We start from the raw sequence: 18,173 nt of genomic DNA, 5'->3' as shown, positions 1-18,173 counted from the left end.
AATCTCATGAAAGTAGCCGTATATTACAATAACAACGATATCCGCATTGAGGAAAGACCCACACCAAACATTGGACCGAACGAAATTCTCGTGAAAGTTATGGCCAGCGGTATATGTGGCAGCGATGTAATGGAATGGTACAGGATCAAAAAAGCACCGCTCGTTCTCGGTCACGAAATCTCGGGAATCATAGCCGCCGTCGGTGATCAGGTTAAAAAATACTTTGTGGGTCAACGGGTATTTGTTTCCCACCATATCCCGTGTAACACCTGCTACTACTGTCTGCGGGGACATCACACAGCGTGTGAAACTCTTCACACAACAAACTACGATCCAGGTGGGTTCGCAGAATTCATCAGGATCCCACCCCTAAATGTGGATCGCGGTGTTTTCCCCCTCCCCGAAGAGATAACCTTTGAAGAAGGGGTCTTCATTGAACCACTCGCCTGTGCCATAAGGGGACAGAGAAATGCCACCTTGAAACCTGGACAGTCGGTTCTGGTACTGGGATGCGGTGTCGCCGGTATTCTCCACATTTTACTTGCCAAAGCTTTAGGGGCGGGAAAAATACTCGCTACAGACGTCCATCCGTTCCGCCGCTCATTTGCCGCGCATATGGGTGCCCATGCAGTAACTGATGCTTACACGGATTTACCCTTTTGGGTAAGGGAAAACAACGATGGTCGTCTTGCTGACGTAGTAATAGTATGTGCCGGTGTCCTTAACGCCTTCGAACAAGCAATTAAATGTGTAGACCGTGGAGGCACCGTACTCTGCTTTGCCACCACTCCCCCTGATCAATGTCTGTCATTGCCCCTCAGTGAGCTCTGGCGCCAGGAGATCAAACTGTTGTCCTCTTATGGAAATGCCCCCCTGGATGCCATTGAAGCCATCGAGATGATCCGCTATGGAAGGGTCAGGGTAAAGGAACTCATCACCCACTGTCTACCCCTCAAAGAAATCGCCAGAGGATTCCAACTCGTCTCTCAGGGGGGAGAATCGATGAAGGTCATAATTTTACCACATGCAGGTTAATTTATGACATCGTACGCCGTCGAAAAATACGCAGAAAAAATACATAAAAAGGGATTATTTGAAAAAGATTCGTTGATCATAGGCATAGAAGAGAGTGATTCAGTTCAAATTCTAGGAAAGGGAAATAATGAAAAGAAAATCGTAGAAACGTTGATAAAAAAACTCAAGAAAAAAGCAATTATATGGGCCCATCCCATTGAGCCTTTCAAGTGTATAATAGATTACCTTGTTTACACATCCAATGGGAAAGCCATTAAACCTGAGGACTACGAATCAGTTGTGTTAATCAAGGAAATCTTAATCTGCAATACTCCGGAAGTAGAAACTCTGCTCGAGGCCCTGGCAAAAGGGAGAGTAGTCATTGTCCGTAACGGAAGTGTCATAATAACCACCAGAAACAATCTAGACTTTGCTTATACCCTTCTATGTGCCCTTTGCTTCTCCTGTTCGGTTAAATTCTTCACCGATATTGTAAGCAAAGGGATACAAGAACAAAACGGGGAGAAAGTTAAAAACAACCTAGAAAGTTTGCTCTGGTCTCATAGAAGGGAAATCAACCAAGAAGTAAAACTTATGAACGGTCCCTTCTATCATGAGGAAAAGATCAAGGCAGCAATGGCAGAAGCTGGTTTATACATGGTAACTACCGGTTTGGTGGATGCAAATTTTGGAAACATCTCTTACAGACTGGGCAACACACTCTATATCTCGAAAAGAGGAGCTCCATTAAGCGAATTAACCGGTCAAATAACACAAGTTCCTCTGGAATGGGAAACTCAACCCCCCGAAGCTTCAACTGAGTACCCCACACATCGGGGTATTATGATAAATACAACACATAAAGCTGTATGTCACGCCCATCCCCTTTTCGCAGTAGTCATGTCTCTAAACTGCCCCGAAAAATCCCTCTGTGCTTATAGGGAGAATTGTCACATAAAGTGCCCGCAACACAGGTCATTGGGGGACATTCCCGTAGTTTCAGGAAATACCGGTGGTGGACCTCTAGGGCTCAATCAAAGCGTTCCCCCCGCCGTTGCCCGAGCAGGCGCCGCAATTGCTCTGGGTCATGGCGTTTTCACCGCAGGTCGCATAGATTTCAATGAAGCAATAATCAAACTTCAAAATGTGGAAAACGTCTGTCTCGAAGCTTATATCTCGTTACTCAGAAAAAAAGGTATAGACATCTCTGTGGGTATCTAAAAAATACCCTCCCGACACCCTGCCGCCAATACGCTGCCCAATTCGCGGCAACGCTCAAGGATTTCTTCAGTAATTGCTCCCCGGGCAATAACAGGGGCATAAACGGACCGGAATTTATAGCCAAGCGCAATTCTCTCAATAGACTTTAGAGCCCCTGTACCGTCATTTCCTGCACTGATAAAAACCACAAAAGGCTTACGAAATACCTTTCCCTGGGCTGGATAGAAAGTGCGATCAAAAAAATCCTTCACCAAGCCTGCCATATAACCGAAATTCTCCGGCGACCCAATTGCTAAACCATCTGCCTCCAGCAAATCCTCGAGAGATGCATCCTGGGCTCTTTTCAAAATTACCTCCGTCCCTTCGATCGCCAGAGCCCCCTCCGCAACAGCTCTCGCCATAAGTTCGGTATTACCCGTTTGGGAGGAAAAGACGATCAAAATCTTAGTCATTTAAACATACCCCTGACAATTCCAGTAGCGTTTCTACTAGAAATGCACTATAAATGCAAGAGAGCCCTGTAAAGCGAAGTGTAAATGCGAAAAAAATTTTTCCTCTTTACAACAACATTTTTTATAATCTGGATAGTCTCCACAGTCAAAGCAGAAGAAGGTAAATGGCGGTTCATCGGATTTACCCGCTTTAGAGATGCACTATACGTAGACATGACAAGAACAAAACCCATCAGAGGTGGAACTCTAAACGTTTGGTCACGTATAAAACCTGCCAAGAACAATCTTTTGCGTAAAAATCTGAAAAAAGATTTCGTAAAGGCTCAAAAATCCGTAGAGGATCTTTCCCATATAGAACTTCAGAAAGAGATCAATTGTAGCGGAGATCGGATACGACACCTGAAAATAGTTTACTTTGACAAAAAGGGTAACGTTCTCCTTGAAAAAAGAAATCCCGGCGCTCCCTGGCAACTTATAAAACCGGGTAGTCTCTGGGAGGCATTACGCAACGCTGTGTGCGAGACGCCTAAGACGCAATAACCATCCTCAAAAAATCCGCAGGTCCCCTTTATCGTGGAACTATTATCCGATGTTGCTCCTCTCTCTGTCTCTCTCTTGCCTCAGCCACCATTCTCTCAATAAATATGCTCATGGTTTCAGGAAACTTTTCGATCGCCTGTTGAAGGTTCTTCGCATCAATGGGGAACTGAATGGGTAGAGGTCCGTGAGGAGTTATTACCTGTGTTTGCCCAAAATATAGCGTCTTCCGCTTCTTATCAATCTCACCATTAGCCTTCACGGGGACAAACTGGCGAATATTACCTACCTTTAGATCTGTGATCACTTCCTCCCGGTAAAGGTTATTAGCATCCATCTTAATCTGGTTTAAAGGCTTCTCTTCCTGGCTCATGAGAGAACTCCTCTTTTTTGAACTATGAGTACCATAAAGAAAGGGGAAAAGCATCTCTTTTTTGGACTTAACTTCATGTATCTTCAAAGAAACAGTCGGAAAAAATATACGAGGAGGCAATATTAACTCGTATAAAATTCAGCCGGACAAAACCCCGATTTTATGATTGTCCTATGAGTTGTAAGAATGAGAGATAATGCAAAAGACTTTTCCACTTTCCCAGCAATCCAGGAGTCGCCGCCCTACGAGACAGGGGAGTTATCACTTTGACTAGTTTCGCGCCTTCATTTCCCAGAAAATAGCGTTGGGATTAACGAGTGGATCCACAACACACGTGGGACAGAAATACACCGGTACCACTGTTCCACAACCTTCTGCTAGTAGTTCGAACCGGGCACATCGTTCACAAAGAGGCTTGCGGCAATCGGCACAGCGGGCGAAAATATTCACAGACCCGCATACACTGCATACCTCTGCCATCTTTAACCCTCCCTATACCAGGCACCGTACGGGTTCACACGTACACTGTTTTTGCAGACGGGACAGAAAACTTTCGTGTTTACATGGCCGCAACCGTACGCCCAAAGATCAAAATCGCGGCATTTTTCACAGAGAGGAATTTCACAACCATCACAGTAAATGATGGCTTCATGAGCTTTGCAAAACCCGCACCCCATTTTTTCTTCTTTTACAACTCGCATGTCAATTCCATTAACAGAACAGCATAGAAATGGCAAGTTCAAATAACTCGTCACTTGTGGTCATTTAAAAAGGGTGTTCAATTATTGCAGTAGGATCAGACTTGAGTTATAAGTACGATTAAGCTTCTTTGGGGAAAAGGAGGGAACAAAATGGAGAGAAAACTAAATCCGGCGCATGTGGAGGCAGTCTGTAAGTACGTTAATTCGAGCCCATACTTCAAGCTTCTCTCAATGGAACTGCGAGACATGGGTTTAGGCTATTCGGTAGTTACGTTAAACGTCATGGAAAAACACCTGCAAGCATTCGGTTTCGTTCATGGAGGTTTATGCGCTTCGGTTATCGATACGGCCGCCTTCTGGTCGGCTTACTGTCAACTTGACGAAGATGTAGGTATTACAACTACCGACCTAAAAGTTAACTACCTTGCTCCATTCAAATCTGGTATGTTAACCGTAAGAGGTCGCTGCATAAAAATGGGAAAAACGATTGGCCTCACAGAAGCCACCATATTCGATGAGAGAGGAAAGATCATCTCCCACGGAACATCCACATTGGTAGTTCTCCCCGGCCACGGTCTTGCGGGGGCCCCACAACTTCCCCCAAAATTCCTCCCGGAAACAGCGTGAATCCACTCTACTGTCTCATTGCGCGAGATTCTTGGAGAGATATTTAAGCATCTGCTTGAAAACACCCTCCAGAATCTCACCCGTTATGAAGTATCCTGGCATTTTCTCATAGAAATCATCCGCAACCAATCGCGTTGCTCTTTCCAGATCTCCACCTGTTTGTTTCAAAACATCCTCCATATAGGTTCTTAGCTTCTTCGTTTCACTTAGCGTAAATGCGATGAAATTTTGGGCTTCCTCACCTGTTATATATCCGTAGTGATCCGCACAGAGGTAGTCAACCCTCAATGGTAAAAGGCGTTCCAGACTCGCTGCATACTCATCGAAATTAGTATTCGCCGAAGGAAAAGTTGTATCACGAAACGGTATACCACCTCCATCGGAGGCGAAGAGCGCTTTAATGTTGGGTTCATAAGCTGTAACGGAACAGTTAGTGTGCCCCGGTGTATGCATAATCTCTAAAGTAAAGTTACCCAGTTCGATTCTATCCCTCTCTCCCACAGTAGCTCCGGACACATCATCACGCCACTCCCAATCATAAGCTCTCAACTCCTCCTCCCTCCCCATCTGTCTTGCCAACAGCATTCCGAACTCGTTAATGATGTTTATAGCCTTGGGCATCTTCAAGACTTTCCACGCCTGTTCAGAAGCGTAAATATCTATATGAGGGTATGTGCGCTTAAAATACGGAACAATCCCCACATGATCAAAATGGGAGTGCAGGATAAGCATCTTGTTTATCTTGTCAATATCGATACCAAATTTCTCTATCTGCCCCAGCACGTCAGGCAAAATATAACTCACACCGCCGTTGATAATAACACTCCCTTTTGTTCCTTCAAGAACGTAAACACCTGCTTCTTCACGTCCGAGATACCAAAGATGTTCCGTAATCTGACCCGGCTCTCGATGCCTCATAAATATCCCTCCTTCCGAATTTTAGAAAACATAGGGAAAATCTTCCAAACTGTCAATCAGCATTGTAGAAATTTCAAACATTTCTAGAAACATTCACATTCCAGCGTTCATAACGGGATAACAAAATTAGAGCAGGTACGGATGCAAGGGTACAGACAACAAAAAAAGCCACCCACCCCATATAATCTACAATGTAACCCGTCGGGGCACCGGTTAAATACCGACCCAAAGACATAACACTACTCAAAAGGGCATACTGCGTGGCTGTATATCGTACATTGCAAAGCGACATGAGCAGAGCGATGTAAGCCGTCGTTCCCATTCCTCCAGAGATATTCTCCAGGGCGATAACCAAACCTAGTGCCCATACATTCCGGCCTGTAACCTCCAGAATGAGAAAACCCAGCGTACTAACCCCCTGGAGAACTCCAAAGATGAAAAGGGACTTTTTCAGCGACCAGCGGGTCATAAGTGCTCCTCCGGTAATACTTCCCGCGATAGTTGCACCCATCCCCAATCCCTTAAATATTACCCCCATTTCCGCTCGACTGAAACCGATATGATGGAGAATAAAGGGGGTTGTCATTTGCGCTGCCGCCACATCGCCTATCTTGTAAATCACGAGAAACAAAAGCACCTCGAAAGCCCCTGGTCTCCTGAGGAAATCTATAAACGGCATTATGACTGCTTCCTTCACTGTAAGCGGTGCTGAAACACATTCCCTAGAACCATCATTCAAGAATACAGGTTCAGAACTCGCAATTGTGGCTAAGATACCCACCATCATAAAAAGCCCTAAGATAAAAAAAACGGCAGTCCAGTTAACAAAATCAGAAAGCACAAGTGCAAAGGCTCCACTTACAAGTATGGCCGTACGATAACCGAGAATCCAAATACCCGCACCTGCTCCCCGTTCCTCTTTTTCCAAAATTTCTGTTCTGTAAGCATCCAGCACTATATCCTGACTTGCACTAAGAAAAGAAATAGCCAGTGCAAAGAAGGCAATCATTCTCAGCTCGTGTGAAGGGTCCCACAATCCCATTGAGGCAATGAAAACCATGAGGCCAACCTGTGTGGTAAACATCCATCCCCGTCTTCTCCCGAGGAATGGTAGAGCAAAGCGATCCAAAAAGGGTGACCAGAAAAATTTAAAGGCGTAGGGAAGTCCGACCAGAGCAAAAATACCAATAGTCTTTACATCAACATTCTTAGATACGAGCCACGCGGAAAGAGTTGATCCTGTTAAAGAGAGAGGTAATCCCGATGAAAAACCCAGAACAGCCATGAGAAACATCCGTCGGCTTGCGTAAACTTTAAAGGATTTACAGAGGTAATGGACCATCATTACCTTTTGGAAAAGGCTTCCGCAGCCTTCACAAATGAGGCAAATATAAGACGCTGGAGTGGATCATTTAGCATCCTCTCCGGATGCCATTGCACCCCAAGAATAAAGCGCCCATTTCTTGCAAGGGATGTTCCAGGTAGAGCATCCACCGCTTCGACAACACCATCTTCACTCCATGCACAAATTCTGAGATCCCTACCAGATCGCGTTGGATCAATTGCCTGGTGGTGAAAAGAATTAACAGAAATCAGTCCCTTATCCTTTGTCCTCACAATCTCTGCCAGCAAACTCTCTGGAGCAACATGAACATCATGGCGATATTCATCTGAACCCTCTTCTTCCCGTTGTCTCTCACTGTGAGGTAAAGGCGGACCATTTCTCAATTGCCAGTCCCGGGAAACATCCTGAACCAGAGCACCTCCACGGGCAATACTCAATAATTGACAACCTCCACATATCCCCAAAATGGGCATCTCTGTCTCCTCCAGAACATACTTCATCAGAGCTACATCAAAACGATCCCGACGGGGATCAACCAACTCTTCTGGAGGTTGAGCCCTCCCCCCATAGTGACGGGGATCATAATCATTCCCCCCTATGAACATAAAGCCATCCAGCAGGTTAACTACCAACCGGATGGCCCTTACACTTTCAAGAACTGGAAGGCACAGGGGAATTCCACCCGCTCCTTCTACAGCTTTCACATAGCTGAAAGATACACTCAATTCCCCCTCTTCATCATCGTCGGAAGGGGTAAGATTCATGTTTAACCCAATGAGTGGTCTCCTTTCTTCCACATTCGTTGACCTTCACAACATTTCGATAGCTGTGGCTAGAGAAACACCTCCGCCGCCGCAAAGTGTTGCCAAACCTAGAGTCTTTCCCCTTTTCTTCATTGCATGAATTAGAGTAACCATGATACGGCAACCTGTAGCTCCAACCGGGTGACCGAGTCCACAACCTGAACCGTTTACGTTGGTGATTTCCCTATTGAGACCCAACTCTCTCTCCACTCCTAGGTATTGCGCGGCAAAGGCCTCATTCACCTCGATTAGCTCAAAATCAGAGAGCTTCAACCCAGTCCTCTCAAGAAGATTTCGTACAGCAGGAACAGGGCTAAGACCCATAATTGAGGGATGACAACCCCCCCGGCCTACACCCACAATGCGGGCAATGGGTTTGATACCCAATTCCTCTGCCTTCTCCGCGGACATAATTACCATCGCTGCCGCGCCATCATTAATACCTGAAGAATTACCAGCGGTGACTTTACCAATCTTGGGTATGAAAGCAGGGGGTAATGTAGCCAAAGCTTCCATCGTCAGACCTGGTCGAAAATGTTCATCCTTATCGAAGATCTTCGGTGGCTGGCCTTTCTTTTGGGGTATTTCAATCGGTACTATTTCTTCCTTGAAATCACCTTCATTAGTAGCCCTTTCAGCATTGTTGTGACTCCGCAATGCCACTTCATCTATTTCTTCCCTGCTCAGGTTATACTTGTAAGCGATAAGCTCCGCCGTAACCCCCATAATATACGGTTTGCCTCTATAGAGCTCGACAATGGGTCCTTCTTTAACAGGTCCATTCTCTAATCCCGGAAGAAAATGGGAACCTGCATGAAGGGCATGAATAAGATCATCTACAAATACATGATCCTGGAGGCGACACCCCCAACGGGCTGCAGGCACTGAATAAGCAATACCAGACATGTGCTCCATTCCTCCAGCAAGGACAATGTCGGCCATTCCAGCCTTGATCATTGCCGCACCCGAAACAACCGCCTCCATACCCGATATACAAACACGGTTAACTGTCGCTGCTGTAACCGTCTCAGGAATACCTGCCATCAATGCTGCCACCCGCGTAACATTCAACGCATCTGAAGGTTCACGGCAACAACCAAAACGAACATCGTCAATCATTGCGGGATCAATACCTGCTCTTTTAACAGCTTCCCTCATAACTACCGATCCAATAGTCGGTAGGTTCACATCTCTAAGTGCACCACCAAACGCCCCAATCGCGGTCCTACATGCAGAAACTATTACGACATATTTCATAAAAATCTCCTCCCGTACCGTTTTTTTAATGGCTTTAACATTCGCCCTTCCTTCTAAACGATAATTTCCCGCCTTTCAATCTAAATTTGGTCTTTTAACGGTCGATTGCAAAAATAACGCAGCTTGCCCTTCTTGACACACCGAGTTTTCTCTGTCAATATGGTGCAAAAAAGGAGGAACAGACATGGTCAAGAAGACCCGTGCAGTATGGGAACTGGTAGAAGAACAACTGGTTCGATGGAACGTTTCCCAAATGGAAAGAAAGGAGAAAAAAGAGGAGAGTAAACCTCGCCCGGTCATCACAATATCCAGAGAACCTGGTTGTGGCAGTACTAAAATTGCCCAGAAACTAGCCGAAATACTCGGCATGGACCTTTTTGGAGGAAAAATCATCCAAATGGTTGCCGAAAGCGCTGAGATGAGTGAAAAAGTAGTCAGGTCCCTAGATGAGAAAGAGATAAGTAAACGGGATGACTGGATCAACTCGCTCTTTGAGACTCGCCATCTCTGGCCCGATAAATATCTGCGCCATCTCACTAAGGTGATCACCACCATTGGTAGGCATGGAAATGCCATTATTTTGGGAAGAGGCGCAAATTTCATACTCCCGGAGGAAGAGACATTCAGAGTAAGAATAATAGCATCCCATGAGGTAAAGATAAAAAACCTATTAAGAACCACCAGAGACGAAGCAGAACGCTACCTGATGAAAACCGAAGCAGACCGTCGCGCCTTCGTAAGGAAGTACTTCAATCAGGATATTACCGATCCTCAACACTACGACATCATAATAAACATGAGCCACATTACTATTGACGGCGCTGTAAATGCCATAGTCGCAGCATTCAAGTCCTGGCAGGAAGGAAAATGATCAACCTTTTATACAGCCTACAGCTCTCAAGCGGGCAACTTTTCTGGCGATACCGGCCTTATGTACAACTTCCACCACATCATCAACCCGTTTATAGGCCTCTGGGATTTCCTCCCGAAGGGTCTCTTTACCTGCCGCCATGACTACCACACCTCTATCGAGCAGTTCTTTATGGATTGCTCTCCCTTTACTAGCCTTGAGCGCTTGCGACCTGCTCATAACCCTACCCGCCCCATGACAGGCACTTCCAAAGGTCTCATTGAACGCTAAATCCGTACCCACAAGAATGTAGGACCCTGTACCCATATCCCCGGGAATCAACACCGGTTGCCCAATCGATCGGTAACGGAGGGGAACATTGGGATGTCCAGGTGGAAAAGCTCTCGTTGCCCCTTTCCTGTGGACACATAATTTTCTCTCCTTGTCATCCACTATAAACGTTTCTAGTTTGGCAATGTTATGACAGACATCGTAAAGGAGCACCATGTTTAGATCAGCGGGGGAAATACCCAGCGCTTTCTCAAAAGCCTCTCTCGTCCAGTGAGTTAGCATTTGTCTGTTTGCCCAGGCGTAATTTGCCGCACACGCCATAGCCGCCAGATAATCCTGACCTGCTTTGGAGTTTATGTACGCACAAGCCAACTGTCTGTCGGGCAAATCAAAATCAAGGTTGGGAATCTGTTTTACCATCAAGGAGAGGTAATCATCGCATATCTGATAACCAAGGCCACGGGACCCACTGTGTATGAACACTGTTACTTGTCCCAAACGTAAACCGAATACTCTCGCCGCTTCTTCATCGAATATCTCCTCTACTATCTCTACCTCCAAAAAATGATTTCCTGAACCTAAAGTACCCAGCTGTTCACGACCACGTTCCAGAGCCTTTTCACTTACTTTTTCCGGATCGGCACCTTCCATTCGTCCGCTATCCTCAGTGGCATCCAGATCTTCATAAGTTCCATAACCTTGCCTGACGGCCCAAAGAGCTCCTTCATCCAGCACACGTTTTACTTCTCTCACCGAAAGTTTGAGATCCCCAGTAGAACCAACCCCTGATGGTATATATTCGTAGAGCACAGACACAAGTTCTTTCATCTTATCTTTTATTTCGCGGAACTCGAGGTTTGTCGTCAAAACTCGGCATCCACAGTTTATGTCGTAACCAACACCGCCAGGAGAAATGATCCCTTCCTCAACATCAAATGCAGCTACACCGCCTATGGGAAACCCATAGCCCCAGTGAACATCGGGCATAGCCAGTGAATATTTAACTATCCCAGGAAGATGGGCCACATTGGCCACCTGCTTTGGACTTTCATCTCCTTTCATAATAGTAAGAAGTTTTTCATCTGCATATATAACTCCTGGAACTCGCATTTTCCCACTGCGAGGTATCAGCCATCTATAATCGTCGATTTTTTCCAAACCCGGTAACACAGCGTATTCCTCCTTTCATAACTCCTTTCTAAACGTCTACAACAAAACGACCCTTCCAAACCCCCGAAATGGGGGCAAAAAGAGTTTGATGATACGTTACAGCCTTAATTTCCTTTGATATCTCATGCTTCGCCGGATCAAACCTCTCACCCCAGACGTCTGCCACTATTTCTTTACCCTCACATCTCAATATTTCTATCCTTGACGCAAGGAAACGCTTACCGTTAAATAGATAAAGTATCTCTCGGAGAAAATTCACGAAAAGATCGAGATCATCCATTCCCTCTACATGAAGGCTAACCTTCTCCTCCGCCGTCACAGGTGATGGTGTTATAAGATTCACAAGAGCAGTAGCTGCCTTCACTAGCAAATCTTCTTTGTCCTGCCCCCAAACTTCCACTCCAAGATCAGCGGTATGGTTAAAAATCCGAAAGAAGTCCTGTTTATGACTTCCCTTCCCCATTCTCTTCTAACCTCTCACCATCCTTTTCCACACGGGCCACCGAAACAAGTTTCTCATCTATCTCTAGATCAATAAGTTTTACTCCACGTGTAGCGCGATGAATAACAGGTATCTCATCTACTCGGACACGCATCAACTTACCCCTGTCACTCACAAGGATAACCTCTTCATCGCCCGACACTTCACATATGGCCGAGACGTTGCCAACTTTTGTACCCGTCCTAAAATTGATTATGCCCTTTCCTCCACGACCCTGAAGTCTGTATTCCACCACTGGAGTCCTCTTCCCAAATCCCTTGTCAGTTACAGTAAGAATAGTATTTCTCTCATCAGGGATCTCAATAGCAACCACCGAGTCATCACGGGTCAACGTGATACCCCGAACACCCCTGGCAACTCTTCCCATATCTCGAACTTCCCCTTCACTAAATCTTATAGCCATTCCAGCTCGCGTACCTAGAAAAACAGCATTACCGCCCGTCGTCAGCTGAACACCAATAAGTTCATCACCCTCCTCCACATTAACGGCAATTATTCCGGCACTCCTCGGATTAGAAAAAGCGGAAAGCACCGTCTTCTTCACTATACCTTTTTTAGTGGCCATCATAACGTAGCAATCTGACGTGAATTCTTTCACAGGCAAAATAGAAACTACTCGTTCTTCCGAAGATAGGTTCAGAATGTTCACTATTGCCTTCCCACGTGATGATCTCCCCGCCTCAGGTATCTGATACACCTTCAACCAGTAAACACGGCCACTATTGGTGAACACAAGTACGTAATCGTGAGTAGAGGTGATGAAGACCTTTTCCACAAAATCATCCTCCCTTATTCCCACCGCCACCTTGCCACGTCCACCCCGACGTTGTATTCTATAAAGGCTCAGGGGAGTGCGCTTCACATAACCATAGTGGGACACAGTCACAACCACCTCTTCTTCAGCAATCAGATCCTCCACGTTTATATCTTCAGCACTAGGAATAATTTCAGTCCTTCTCTCATCCCCGTAATGCTCCTTTATGTTTTCCAACTCCTTCACTACGATTTCAGAAATCCTCTGAGGATCCGCGAGAACGCTTCGGAGATCCTGCACCGTTTTTATCAATTGGTTGTGTTCCTCTAGGACCTTGTCCCTTTCGAGGTTCGTCAGACGTTGTAGCCGCATATCAAGAATGGCCTTAGATTGAGCCTCGGTTAAGTTATAACGATCACAAAGGACAGACAAAGCATCCTGAGGATCTTTAGACTTCTTTATGAGACTCACTATACCATCGATGTTTCTTATGGCCACGAGGAGACCTTCCAGCAGGTGGAGCCTCTCCTCGGCTTTCTGCAGCTCAAACCTTGTCCTCCTGCACACAATCTGCTTTCTAAACTCTATAAAACTAGTAAGAATTTCCTTTAAATTGAATAAGCGTGGTTGATTACCTTCAATAGCTAGCATTATTACACCAAATGATGTCTCCATCTGGGTGTGCTTGTAGAGTTGGTTAAGCACAACCGAAGCTACTTCATCTTTTTTTAGATCTATTACAACTCTGATACCATCCCTGTCAGATTCATCCCTCAAATCAGCAATACCCTCTATTTTTCTCTCCTTCACTAGCTCTGAAATCCGCTCGATAAGAGCAGCCTTGTTAACTTGGTATGGAAGTTCCGTGATAACGATATTTTCTCTATCGCTTCTCTGATTCCTCTCCACGACAGCCCGGGCTCTCAATTTGATAACCCCTCTTCCCGTTTCGTACGCGGAAGCTATTCCCTCGGTACCGTTAATGAACCCTGCGGTCGGGAAATCCGGACCGGGTATATATTTCATCAAGTCTTTCACGGTGAGATCAGGATTTTTTATGAGAGCTATAGTACCATCTATGATTTCCTTTATATTATGAGGAGGTATGTTAGTCGCCACACCAACTGCAATGCCCGATGACCCATTAAGTAGTAAAAGTGGAACCCTTGTTGGAAGTATAGTAGGCTCCATGAGAGACGCATCGTAATTTGGTACAAAGTCCACGGTATCTTTCTCTATATCAACGAGGACTTCTTCGGAAATGCGAGCCATTCTGATCTCTGTGTAACGCATAGCCGCTGGAGGATCACCATCAACAGATCCAAAGTTTCCCTGACCATCAATTAGAGGATATCGCATATTGAAATCCTGCGCCATGCGGACAATAGTATCGTAGACAGCCGCATCACCGTGTGGATGGTACTTTCCAATTATATCCCCCACGATACGGGCAGATTTTTTATACGGCCTATTCCACCGGTTACCCATTTCATACATAGAATAGAGCACACGACGATGAACGGGTTTAAGCCCATCCCTAACGTCAGGTATAGCCCTGCCGATGATTACGCTCATAGCGTAATCCATGTAGGACCTTTTCATCTCATCTTCAATGTTAATAGGGATTACCCTCTGATACAGATCTTCCATCTCCCATCCTCGATTTTTTTAAAAGTTATACAGTATCTACGATTAAGCTAATCAGAAATCTAGGTTGGATGCGTATATGGCATTTCTGTAAATGAACTCTTTCCGAGGCTCCACCTGATCGCCCATGAGAGTGGTGAAAATCTCGTCAGCTATCACTGCGTCATCCACCTTTACCTGAAGAAGGGTCCTTTTCTCAGGATTCATAGTCGTTTCCCAAAGTTGCTCGGGATTCATCTCTCCTAAACCTTTGTAACGCTGAATATTCATGTCTCGCTTTCCCAATTCCATTGTTATGTCAAGAAGTTCATTTATGTCTACTGCCCTTCTCTCCCGCTTTTGCTCCTTATCGATTACCACATAGGGTGGTTCACCAATACTGGAAACTGCCAGCATCAACTCACGCAATTCCATAAAACGCGGTGACCGGCAGAGATCCCTATCAACTTCGACGGTAACATTAGAGACTTCGTTATTTACATCCAATATCAGTTTATACCCCCCTTTATCCTGATCCTGCTCAACCCAAAACTTCCTCACTTTACTATCCATACTCTCCCGAAGCCGAGAAGCAAAATCACTCAAAGCAACCCTCGACTTGAAGATCGTATCCATAAACGATCCATCTTCCGCTAACTTTCGAATAATTGCACTATCTCTACCTTCTAGATTAAACCTTTGTAGAATGAAATTCATCCTAATAGCCTTTCTTAATACCGTAAACAGTTGAATTCCAGAGATAAAATCATTCTCCCCTTTACAGATCACACACCTGTTTACACCGCTCTCAAGAATGTGATCCCTGAGTTTTTCCTCATCAGTAAAGTAAATCTCCTTCTTTCTTTCAGCTACTCTAAACAGTGGTGGCTGGGCAATGTACAGATAGCCTCTTTCAATTATCTCCCTCATCTGCCTAAAGAAAAAGGTGAGTAATAGTGTTCTTATATGCAGTCCATCCACATCTGCGTCTGTCATTATGATAACTTTGTGATACCTTATTCTATCTATATCCAAGTCATCTTTCCCGATCCCCGTACCTAACGCTGTGATGATAACCTTTATTTCCTCATTCTGAAGCATCTTATCGTATCTAGCCTTTTCCACGTTGAGTAACTTTCCCCGTAACGGTAAAACAGCCTGAAAACGTCTATCCCTCCCCTGCTTAGCCGAACCACCTGCGGAATCACCTTCCACGAGGTACAGCTCACTTCTTTTTGGATCTTTCTCCTGACAGTCAGCCAACTTTCCTGGTAGAGATCCTACTTCTAGTGCATTCTTCTTCCTTGCCAATTCTCTGGCCCTTCTCGCAGCTTCTCTTGCCCTTGCTGCTTCTACACACTTACCTATCAGGATCTTTGCCACTGAAGGATTCTCTTCTAGATACGTCCCAATCTTCTCGTAAACAATTCCCTCAACTATCCCCTTGACTTCACTGTTTCCTAGCTTTGTCTTCGTTTGTCCCTCAAATTGAGGGTTTTTAAGTTTCACACTTATAACAGCGGTAAGACCCTCCCTTAGGTCCTCCCCTTTAAGAGAGTCTTTCCCTTTGATAATATTGTTACTCAACGCATAATTATTGAATGCCCTCGTCAGAGCAGAACGGAAGCCTGCTAAATGAGTACCACCCTCAGTGGTATTTATGTTATTTGCAAAAGCAAAAACATTTTCCACATATGTATCGTTGTACTGGATTGCTACTTCTACAATGCAGTCATCTTTGGTACCACTTATGTATATGGGATCTTTGTGTAAAACCTTTTTATTACGGTTAAGATACTCTACGAAAGAAACTATTCCCCCTTTATAGAAGAACTCATTCTTCTTCTCATTTCTCTCATCAATCAGAGTTATTCGGACACCAGGGTTTAAAAAAGCCAATTCACGAAGACGATTCGAAAGTATATCGAAGCTAAACTCCGTTTCCTCGAATATCTCTTCGCTCGGTTTAAAGGTAATCTTCGTCCCTCTTCCTCTTGTGCTCCCTATTCTTTCAATAGGTGCCTGGGGAACACCGTTTCGATAAGCCTGATAGTAAACATAACCATCCCTCCTTACCTCAAGTTCGAGGTACGATGATAACGCATTAACAACGGATACCCCCACACCGTGCAGACCACCTGAAATTTTATAGCTCTCATTGGTAAACTTAGCACCCGCATGCAACTTAGTCATAACCACCTCTGCCGCTGATACCCCCTCCGTAGGATGGATATCCACAGGTATACCCCGCCCATTATCATCAACCGTTACACTGTTATCAGCTCTTATAATAACCACAATGTTATCGCAAAAACCAGCAACAGCCTCATCGATACTGTTATCAACCACCTCATAAACAAGATGATGAAGCCCTTCTTTTCCCGTGCTCCCTATATACATTGCTGGTCGCTTACGTACCGCATCCAGTCCTTCTAGTATTTTTATGCTATCAGCACCGTATTCATTTGTGGTCATGTCCTTCTCCACTAAACTGTCCGACATCATCTCATCCCTTACATTCTAAGTGGCATGATAACAGTAATATAATCATCCCTATCCCTCGATTTTAAAACAGTAGGTCTCATTCCACCCCTGAAGTCTAATACAAGGTCATCACCATCCATAACTTCCACAGCCTGAAGAAGATAATCAACGTTAAAACTAATCTGAAAATCACCCCCATCATATTCAGCCTCAACATCATCAGTAACATCACCCACATCAGGATTACTGGTATGTAACAACAACTTCCCCTTTTTTAAATTTAGTGTAACCGCTGTGAACCGATTATCCGTAATCACTTTCACCTTTCTCAAGGCACCTTGAAAATCCTGTCTATTTACAAAAGCTACATAACCTTCATCTTTTGGAATGACCCGTCTGTAATCAGGGAAATCCTCTTCAAGAAGTCCACACCTTAGAACACTATTTCCAGCATGAACAACAAAATTTGAACGACTTACTCCAATGTAAACCATATCACCAGCAGAGTCGAGTATTTTCCTCATTTCCAAGACCCCTTTCCGGGGTACGATAACACCTTTCTCAATCACCAAACCTCTACCCTCATCCGGCGGTGCGTAAACCATTGCCAATCTGTGTCCATCTGTGGCAGTCATCTTAAACCGAATTTCATCATTATTATCACTTTCTGTTTCTACATAGACCCCTCTCAGGCCCGGTCTGAATTCTTCTGTAGCAACAGCATACAATGTTTTTCTGATCATTTTTTTAAGGGTTTCTGTAGAAAAGGGATATGTAGGGACATCACCTTCGCTAATAACGGAAGGGAAATCTTCAGGGGATAAACCATTTAAACGAAAAATCGTCTTTCCAGCATCCACACGCAATCGATACTGAGCGTCGCTTTTTAAGTTTACCTGCTCCTCCCGTGTTTCCCTAAAAATCCCGTACAGATTTCTAGCAGAAACAGCTATACTTCCCTTTTCTAGAATTTCTGCCTCTAAGGTGGAAATCAAAGTTATCTCTCTATCAGTAGCAATTATCTGCAAATTATTATCATTTGTCAGAAGTAATATATTGTTAAGAATAGGCATTGTTGTTTTTCTTTCAACGACTCCCAGAGTTTTTCCCACCGCTTCCTGAAACAAGTTTTTATTAACAGATACTTCCATACAAAAGGCCTCCCATAGTTATAAAGTATTAGTCAAAGTAATAGTGATTGTGGATAACTCGTGAAATTTTCCAAAAACACTATGAATTCCAGCACAT

Annotated in this window: 18 protein-coding genes; 5 read left to right on the top strand and 13 right to left on the bottom strand. The window is 44.7% G+C overall.

All coding sequences use genetic code 11. The annotated features are described in order from the left end of the window. Nucleotides 1-6 precede the first annotated feature (6 nt). On the top strand, nt 7-1,035 hold the full coding sequence (locus tag N2317_01480) for a zinc-dependent dehydrogenase (GenBank protein ID MCX7816168.1): 1,029 nt from the start codon (nt 7-9) through the stop codon (nt 1,033-1,035). 3 nt (nt 1,036-1,038) lie between these two features. After that, a complete protein-coding gene (locus tag N2317_01475; protein MCX7816167.1) occupies nt 1,039-2,235 on the top strand; it encodes a class II aldolase/adducin family protein in 1,197 nt (398 codons plus the stop codon). On the opposite strand, the gene N2317_01470 is transcribed toward N2317_01475, so the two are convergent. Then, nucleotides 2,232-2,687 carry an NAD(P)H-dependent oxidoreductase gene (locus tag N2317_01470; protein ID MCX7816166.1) on the bottom strand — a complete coding sequence of 152 codons (456 nt, stop codon included), beginning with the start codon at nt 2,685-2,687 and terminating at the stop codon, nt 2,232-2,234. The genes N2317_01475 and N2317_01470 overlap by 4 nt on opposite strands. Nucleotides 2,688-2,771: 84 nt before the next feature. Here N2317_01470 and N2317_01465 point away from each other — a divergent pair, with 84 nt between their 5' ends. Beyond that, nucleotides 2,772-3,227: a hypothetical protein gene (locus N2317_01465; protein ID MCX7816165.1), complete on the top strand. Its 456-nt coding sequence runs from the start codon at nt 2,772-2,774 to the stop codon at nt 3,225-3,227. A gap of 28 nt (nt 3,228-3,255) precedes the next feature. Here N2317_01465 and N2317_01460 read toward each other — a convergent pair whose 3' ends face one another. The 3 genes from N2317_01460 to N2317_01450 all read right to left on the bottom strand — a co-directional run bounded on the left by N2317_01460 (nt 3,256) and on the right by N2317_01450 (nt 4,298). Further along, nucleotides 3,256-3,597, bottom strand: a complete 342-nt coding sequence (locus N2317_01460; GenBank protein ID MCX7816164.1) for a hypothetical protein — start codon at nt 3,595-3,597, stop codon at nt 3,256-3,258. Nucleotides 3,598-3,867: 270 nt separating this feature from the next. After that, nucleotides 3,868-4,077, bottom strand: coding sequence for a hypothetical protein (locus tag N2317_01455; protein ID MCX7816163.1), 210 nt, complete (start codon nt 4,075-4,077; stop codon nt 3,868-3,870). 2 nt (nt 4,078-4,079) lie between these two features. Continuing rightward, the gene (locus N2317_01450) at nt 4,080-4,298 is read right to left on the bottom strand and encodes a hypothetical protein (protein ID MCX7816162.1); all 219 of its coding nucleotides are present in this window, start codon (nt 4,296-4,298) and stop codon (nt 4,080-4,082) included. 150 nt (nt 4,299-4,448) lie between these two features. Between N2317_01450 and N2317_01445 the strand changes: the two genes are divergently transcribed. After that, nucleotides 4,449-4,925 carry a PaaI family thioesterase gene (locus N2317_01445; GenBank protein MCX7816161.1) on the top strand — a complete coding sequence of 159 codons (477 nt, stop codon included), beginning with the start codon at nt 4,449-4,451 and terminating at the stop codon, nt 4,923-4,925. 15 nt (nt 4,926-4,940) lie between these two features. Here N2317_01445 and N2317_01440 read toward each other — a convergent pair whose 3' ends face one another. From N2317_01440 to N2317_01425, 4 genes are all read right to left on the bottom strand, one after another. Further along, nucleotides 4,941-5,843 carry an MBL fold metallo-hydrolase gene (locus tag N2317_01440; GenBank protein ID MCX7816160.1) on the bottom strand — a complete coding sequence of 301 codons (903 nt, stop codon included), beginning with the start codon at nt 5,841-5,843 and terminating at the stop codon, nt 4,941-4,943. 73 nt (nt 5,844-5,916) lie between these two features. Then, nucleotides 5,917-7,128 (bottom strand): MFS transporter, encoded by a 1,212-nt coding sequence (locus N2317_01435; protein ID MCX7816159.1) that lies wholly within the window; start codon nt 7,126-7,128, stop codon nt 5,917-5,919. A 59-nt stretch (nt 7,129-7,187) separates the two neighbouring features. Beyond that, the gene (locus N2317_01430) at nt 7,188-7,985 is read right to left on the bottom strand and encodes a gamma-glutamyl-gamma-aminobutyrate hydrolase family protein (protein ID MCX7816158.1); all 798 of its coding nucleotides are present in this window, start codon (nt 7,983-7,985) and stop codon (nt 7,188-7,190) included. Nucleotides 7,986-7,997: 12 nt separating this feature from the next. Further along, nucleotides 7,998-9,248, bottom strand: coding sequence for a thiolase family protein (locus N2317_01425; protein MCX7816157.1), 1,251 nt, complete (start codon nt 9,246-9,248; stop codon nt 7,998-8,000). A 184-nt stretch (nt 9,249-9,432) separates the two neighbouring features. Here N2317_01425 and N2317_01420 point away from each other — a divergent pair, with 184 nt between their 5' ends. After that, the gene (locus N2317_01420) at nt 9,433-10,119 is read left to right on the top strand and encodes a cytidylate kinase-like family protein (protein ID MCX7816156.1); all 687 of its coding nucleotides are present in this window, start codon (nt 9,433-9,435) and stop codon (nt 10,117-10,119) included. On the opposite strand, the gene N2317_01415 is transcribed toward N2317_01420, so the two are convergent. The 5 genes from N2317_01415 to dnaN all read right to left on the bottom strand — a co-directional run bounded on the left by N2317_01415 (nt 10,120) and on the right by dnaN (nt 18,076). Beyond that, entirely contained in the window at nt 10,120-11,499 is a 1,380-nt protein-coding gene (locus tag N2317_01415) for an RtcB family protein (GenBank protein MCX7816155.1), read from the bottom strand. A gap of 88 nt (nt 11,500-11,587) precedes the next feature. Continuing rightward, a complete protein-coding gene (locus N2317_01410; protein ID MCX7816154.1) occupies nt 11,588-12,022 on the bottom strand; it encodes an archease in 435 nt (144 codons plus the stop codon). Next, entirely contained in the window at nt 12,003-14,465 is a 2,463-nt protein-coding gene (gyrA, locus tag N2317_01405) for a DNA gyrase subunit A (GenBank protein MCX7816153.1), read from the bottom strand. Before gyrA ends, N2317_01410 begins: the two co-directional genes overlap by 20 nt. Before the next feature lie 51 nt (nt 14,466-14,516). Then, nucleotides 14,517-16,916, bottom strand: coding sequence for a DNA topoisomerase (ATP-hydrolyzing) subunit B (gene gyrB, locus N2317_01400; GenBank protein MCX7816152.1), 2,400 nt, complete (start codon nt 16,914-16,916; stop codon nt 14,517-14,519). A 38-nt stretch (nt 16,917-16,954) separates the two neighbouring features. Further along, the gene (gene dnaN / locus N2317_01395) at nt 16,955-18,076 is read right to left on the bottom strand and encodes a DNA polymerase III subunit beta (protein MCX7816151.1); all 1,122 of its coding nucleotides are present in this window, start codon (nt 18,074-18,076) and stop codon (nt 16,955-16,957) included. Nucleotides 18,077-18,173: the final 97 nt, after the last annotated feature.

The sequence above is a fragment of the Syntrophales bacterium genome (genome assembly GCA_026417625.1).
In the GTDB taxonomy this organism is placed as follows: Bacteria; Desulfobacterota; Syntrophia; order Syntrophales; family UBA8958; genus JAOACW01.
Note: the sequence above shows the minus strand (reverse complement) of the source record. Positions and strands in the feature narration are given on the sequence as shown.

Excerpts from the sequence above, each read along its gene's own strand:
- N2317_01480 (MCX7816168.1), top strand. The coding sequence starts at position 7 with ATGAAAGTAGCCGTATATTACAATAACAACGATATCCGCATTGAGGAA.
- N2317_01475 (MCX7816167.1), top strand. The coding sequence starts at position 1,039 with ATGACATCGTACGCCGTCGAAAAATACGCAGAAAAAATACATAAAAAG.
- N2317_01470 (MCX7816166.1), bottom strand. The coding sequence starts at position 2,687 with ATGACTAAGATTTTGATCGTCTTTTCCTCCCAAACGGGTAATACCGAA.
- N2317_01465 (MCX7816165.1), top strand. The coding sequence starts at position 2,772 with ATGCGAAAAAAATTTTTCCTCTTTACAACAACATTTTTTATAATCTGG.
- N2317_01460 (MCX7816164.1), bottom strand. The coding sequence starts at position 3,597 with ATGAGCCAGGAAGAGAAGCCTTTAAACCAGATTAAGATGGATGCTAAT.
- N2317_01455 (MCX7816163.1), bottom strand. The coding sequence starts at position 4,077 with ATGGCAGAGGTATGCAGTGTATGCGGGTCTGTGAATATTTTCGCCCGC.
- N2317_01450 (MCX7816162.1), bottom strand. The coding sequence starts at position 4,298 with ATGCGAGTTGTAAAAGAAGAAAAAATGGGGTGCGGGTTTTGCAAAGCT.
- N2317_01445 (MCX7816161.1), top strand. The coding sequence starts at position 4,449 with ATGGAGAGAAAACTAAATCCGGCGCATGTGGAGGCAGTCTGTAAGTAC.
- N2317_01440 (MCX7816160.1), bottom strand. The coding sequence starts at position 5,843 with ATGAGGCATCGAGAGCCGGGTCAGATTACGGAACATCTTTGGTATCTC.
- N2317_01435 (MCX7816159.1), bottom strand. The coding sequence starts at position 7,128 with ATGGCTGTTCTGGGTTTTTCATCGGGATTACCTCTCTCTTTAACAGGA.
- N2317_01425 (MCX7816157.1), bottom strand. The coding sequence starts at position 9,248 with ATGAAATATGTCGTAATAGTTTCTGCATGTAGGACCGCGATTGGGGCG.
- N2317_01420 (MCX7816156.1), top strand. The coding sequence starts at position 9,433 with ATGGTCAAGAAGACCCGTGCAGTATGGGAACTGGTAGAAGAACAACTG.
- N2317_01415 (MCX7816155.1), bottom strand. The coding sequence starts at position 11,499 with ATGCGAGTTCCAGGAGTTATATATGCAGATGAAAAACTTCTTACTATT.
- N2317_01410 (MCX7816154.1), bottom strand. The coding sequence starts at position 12,022 with ATGGGGAAGGGAAGTCATAAACAGGACTTCTTTCGGATTTTTAACCAT.
- gyrA (MCX7816153.1), bottom strand. The coding sequence starts at position 14,465 with ATGGAAGATCTGTATCAGAGGGTAATCCCTATTAACATTGAAGATGAG.
- gyrB (MCX7816152.1), bottom strand. The coding sequence starts at position 16,916 with ATGACCACAAATGAATACGGTGCTGATAGCATAAAAATACTAGAAGGA.
- dnaN (MCX7816151.1), bottom strand. The coding sequence starts at position 18,076 with ATGGAAGTATCTGTTAATAAAAACTTGTTTCAGGAAGCGGTGGGAAAA.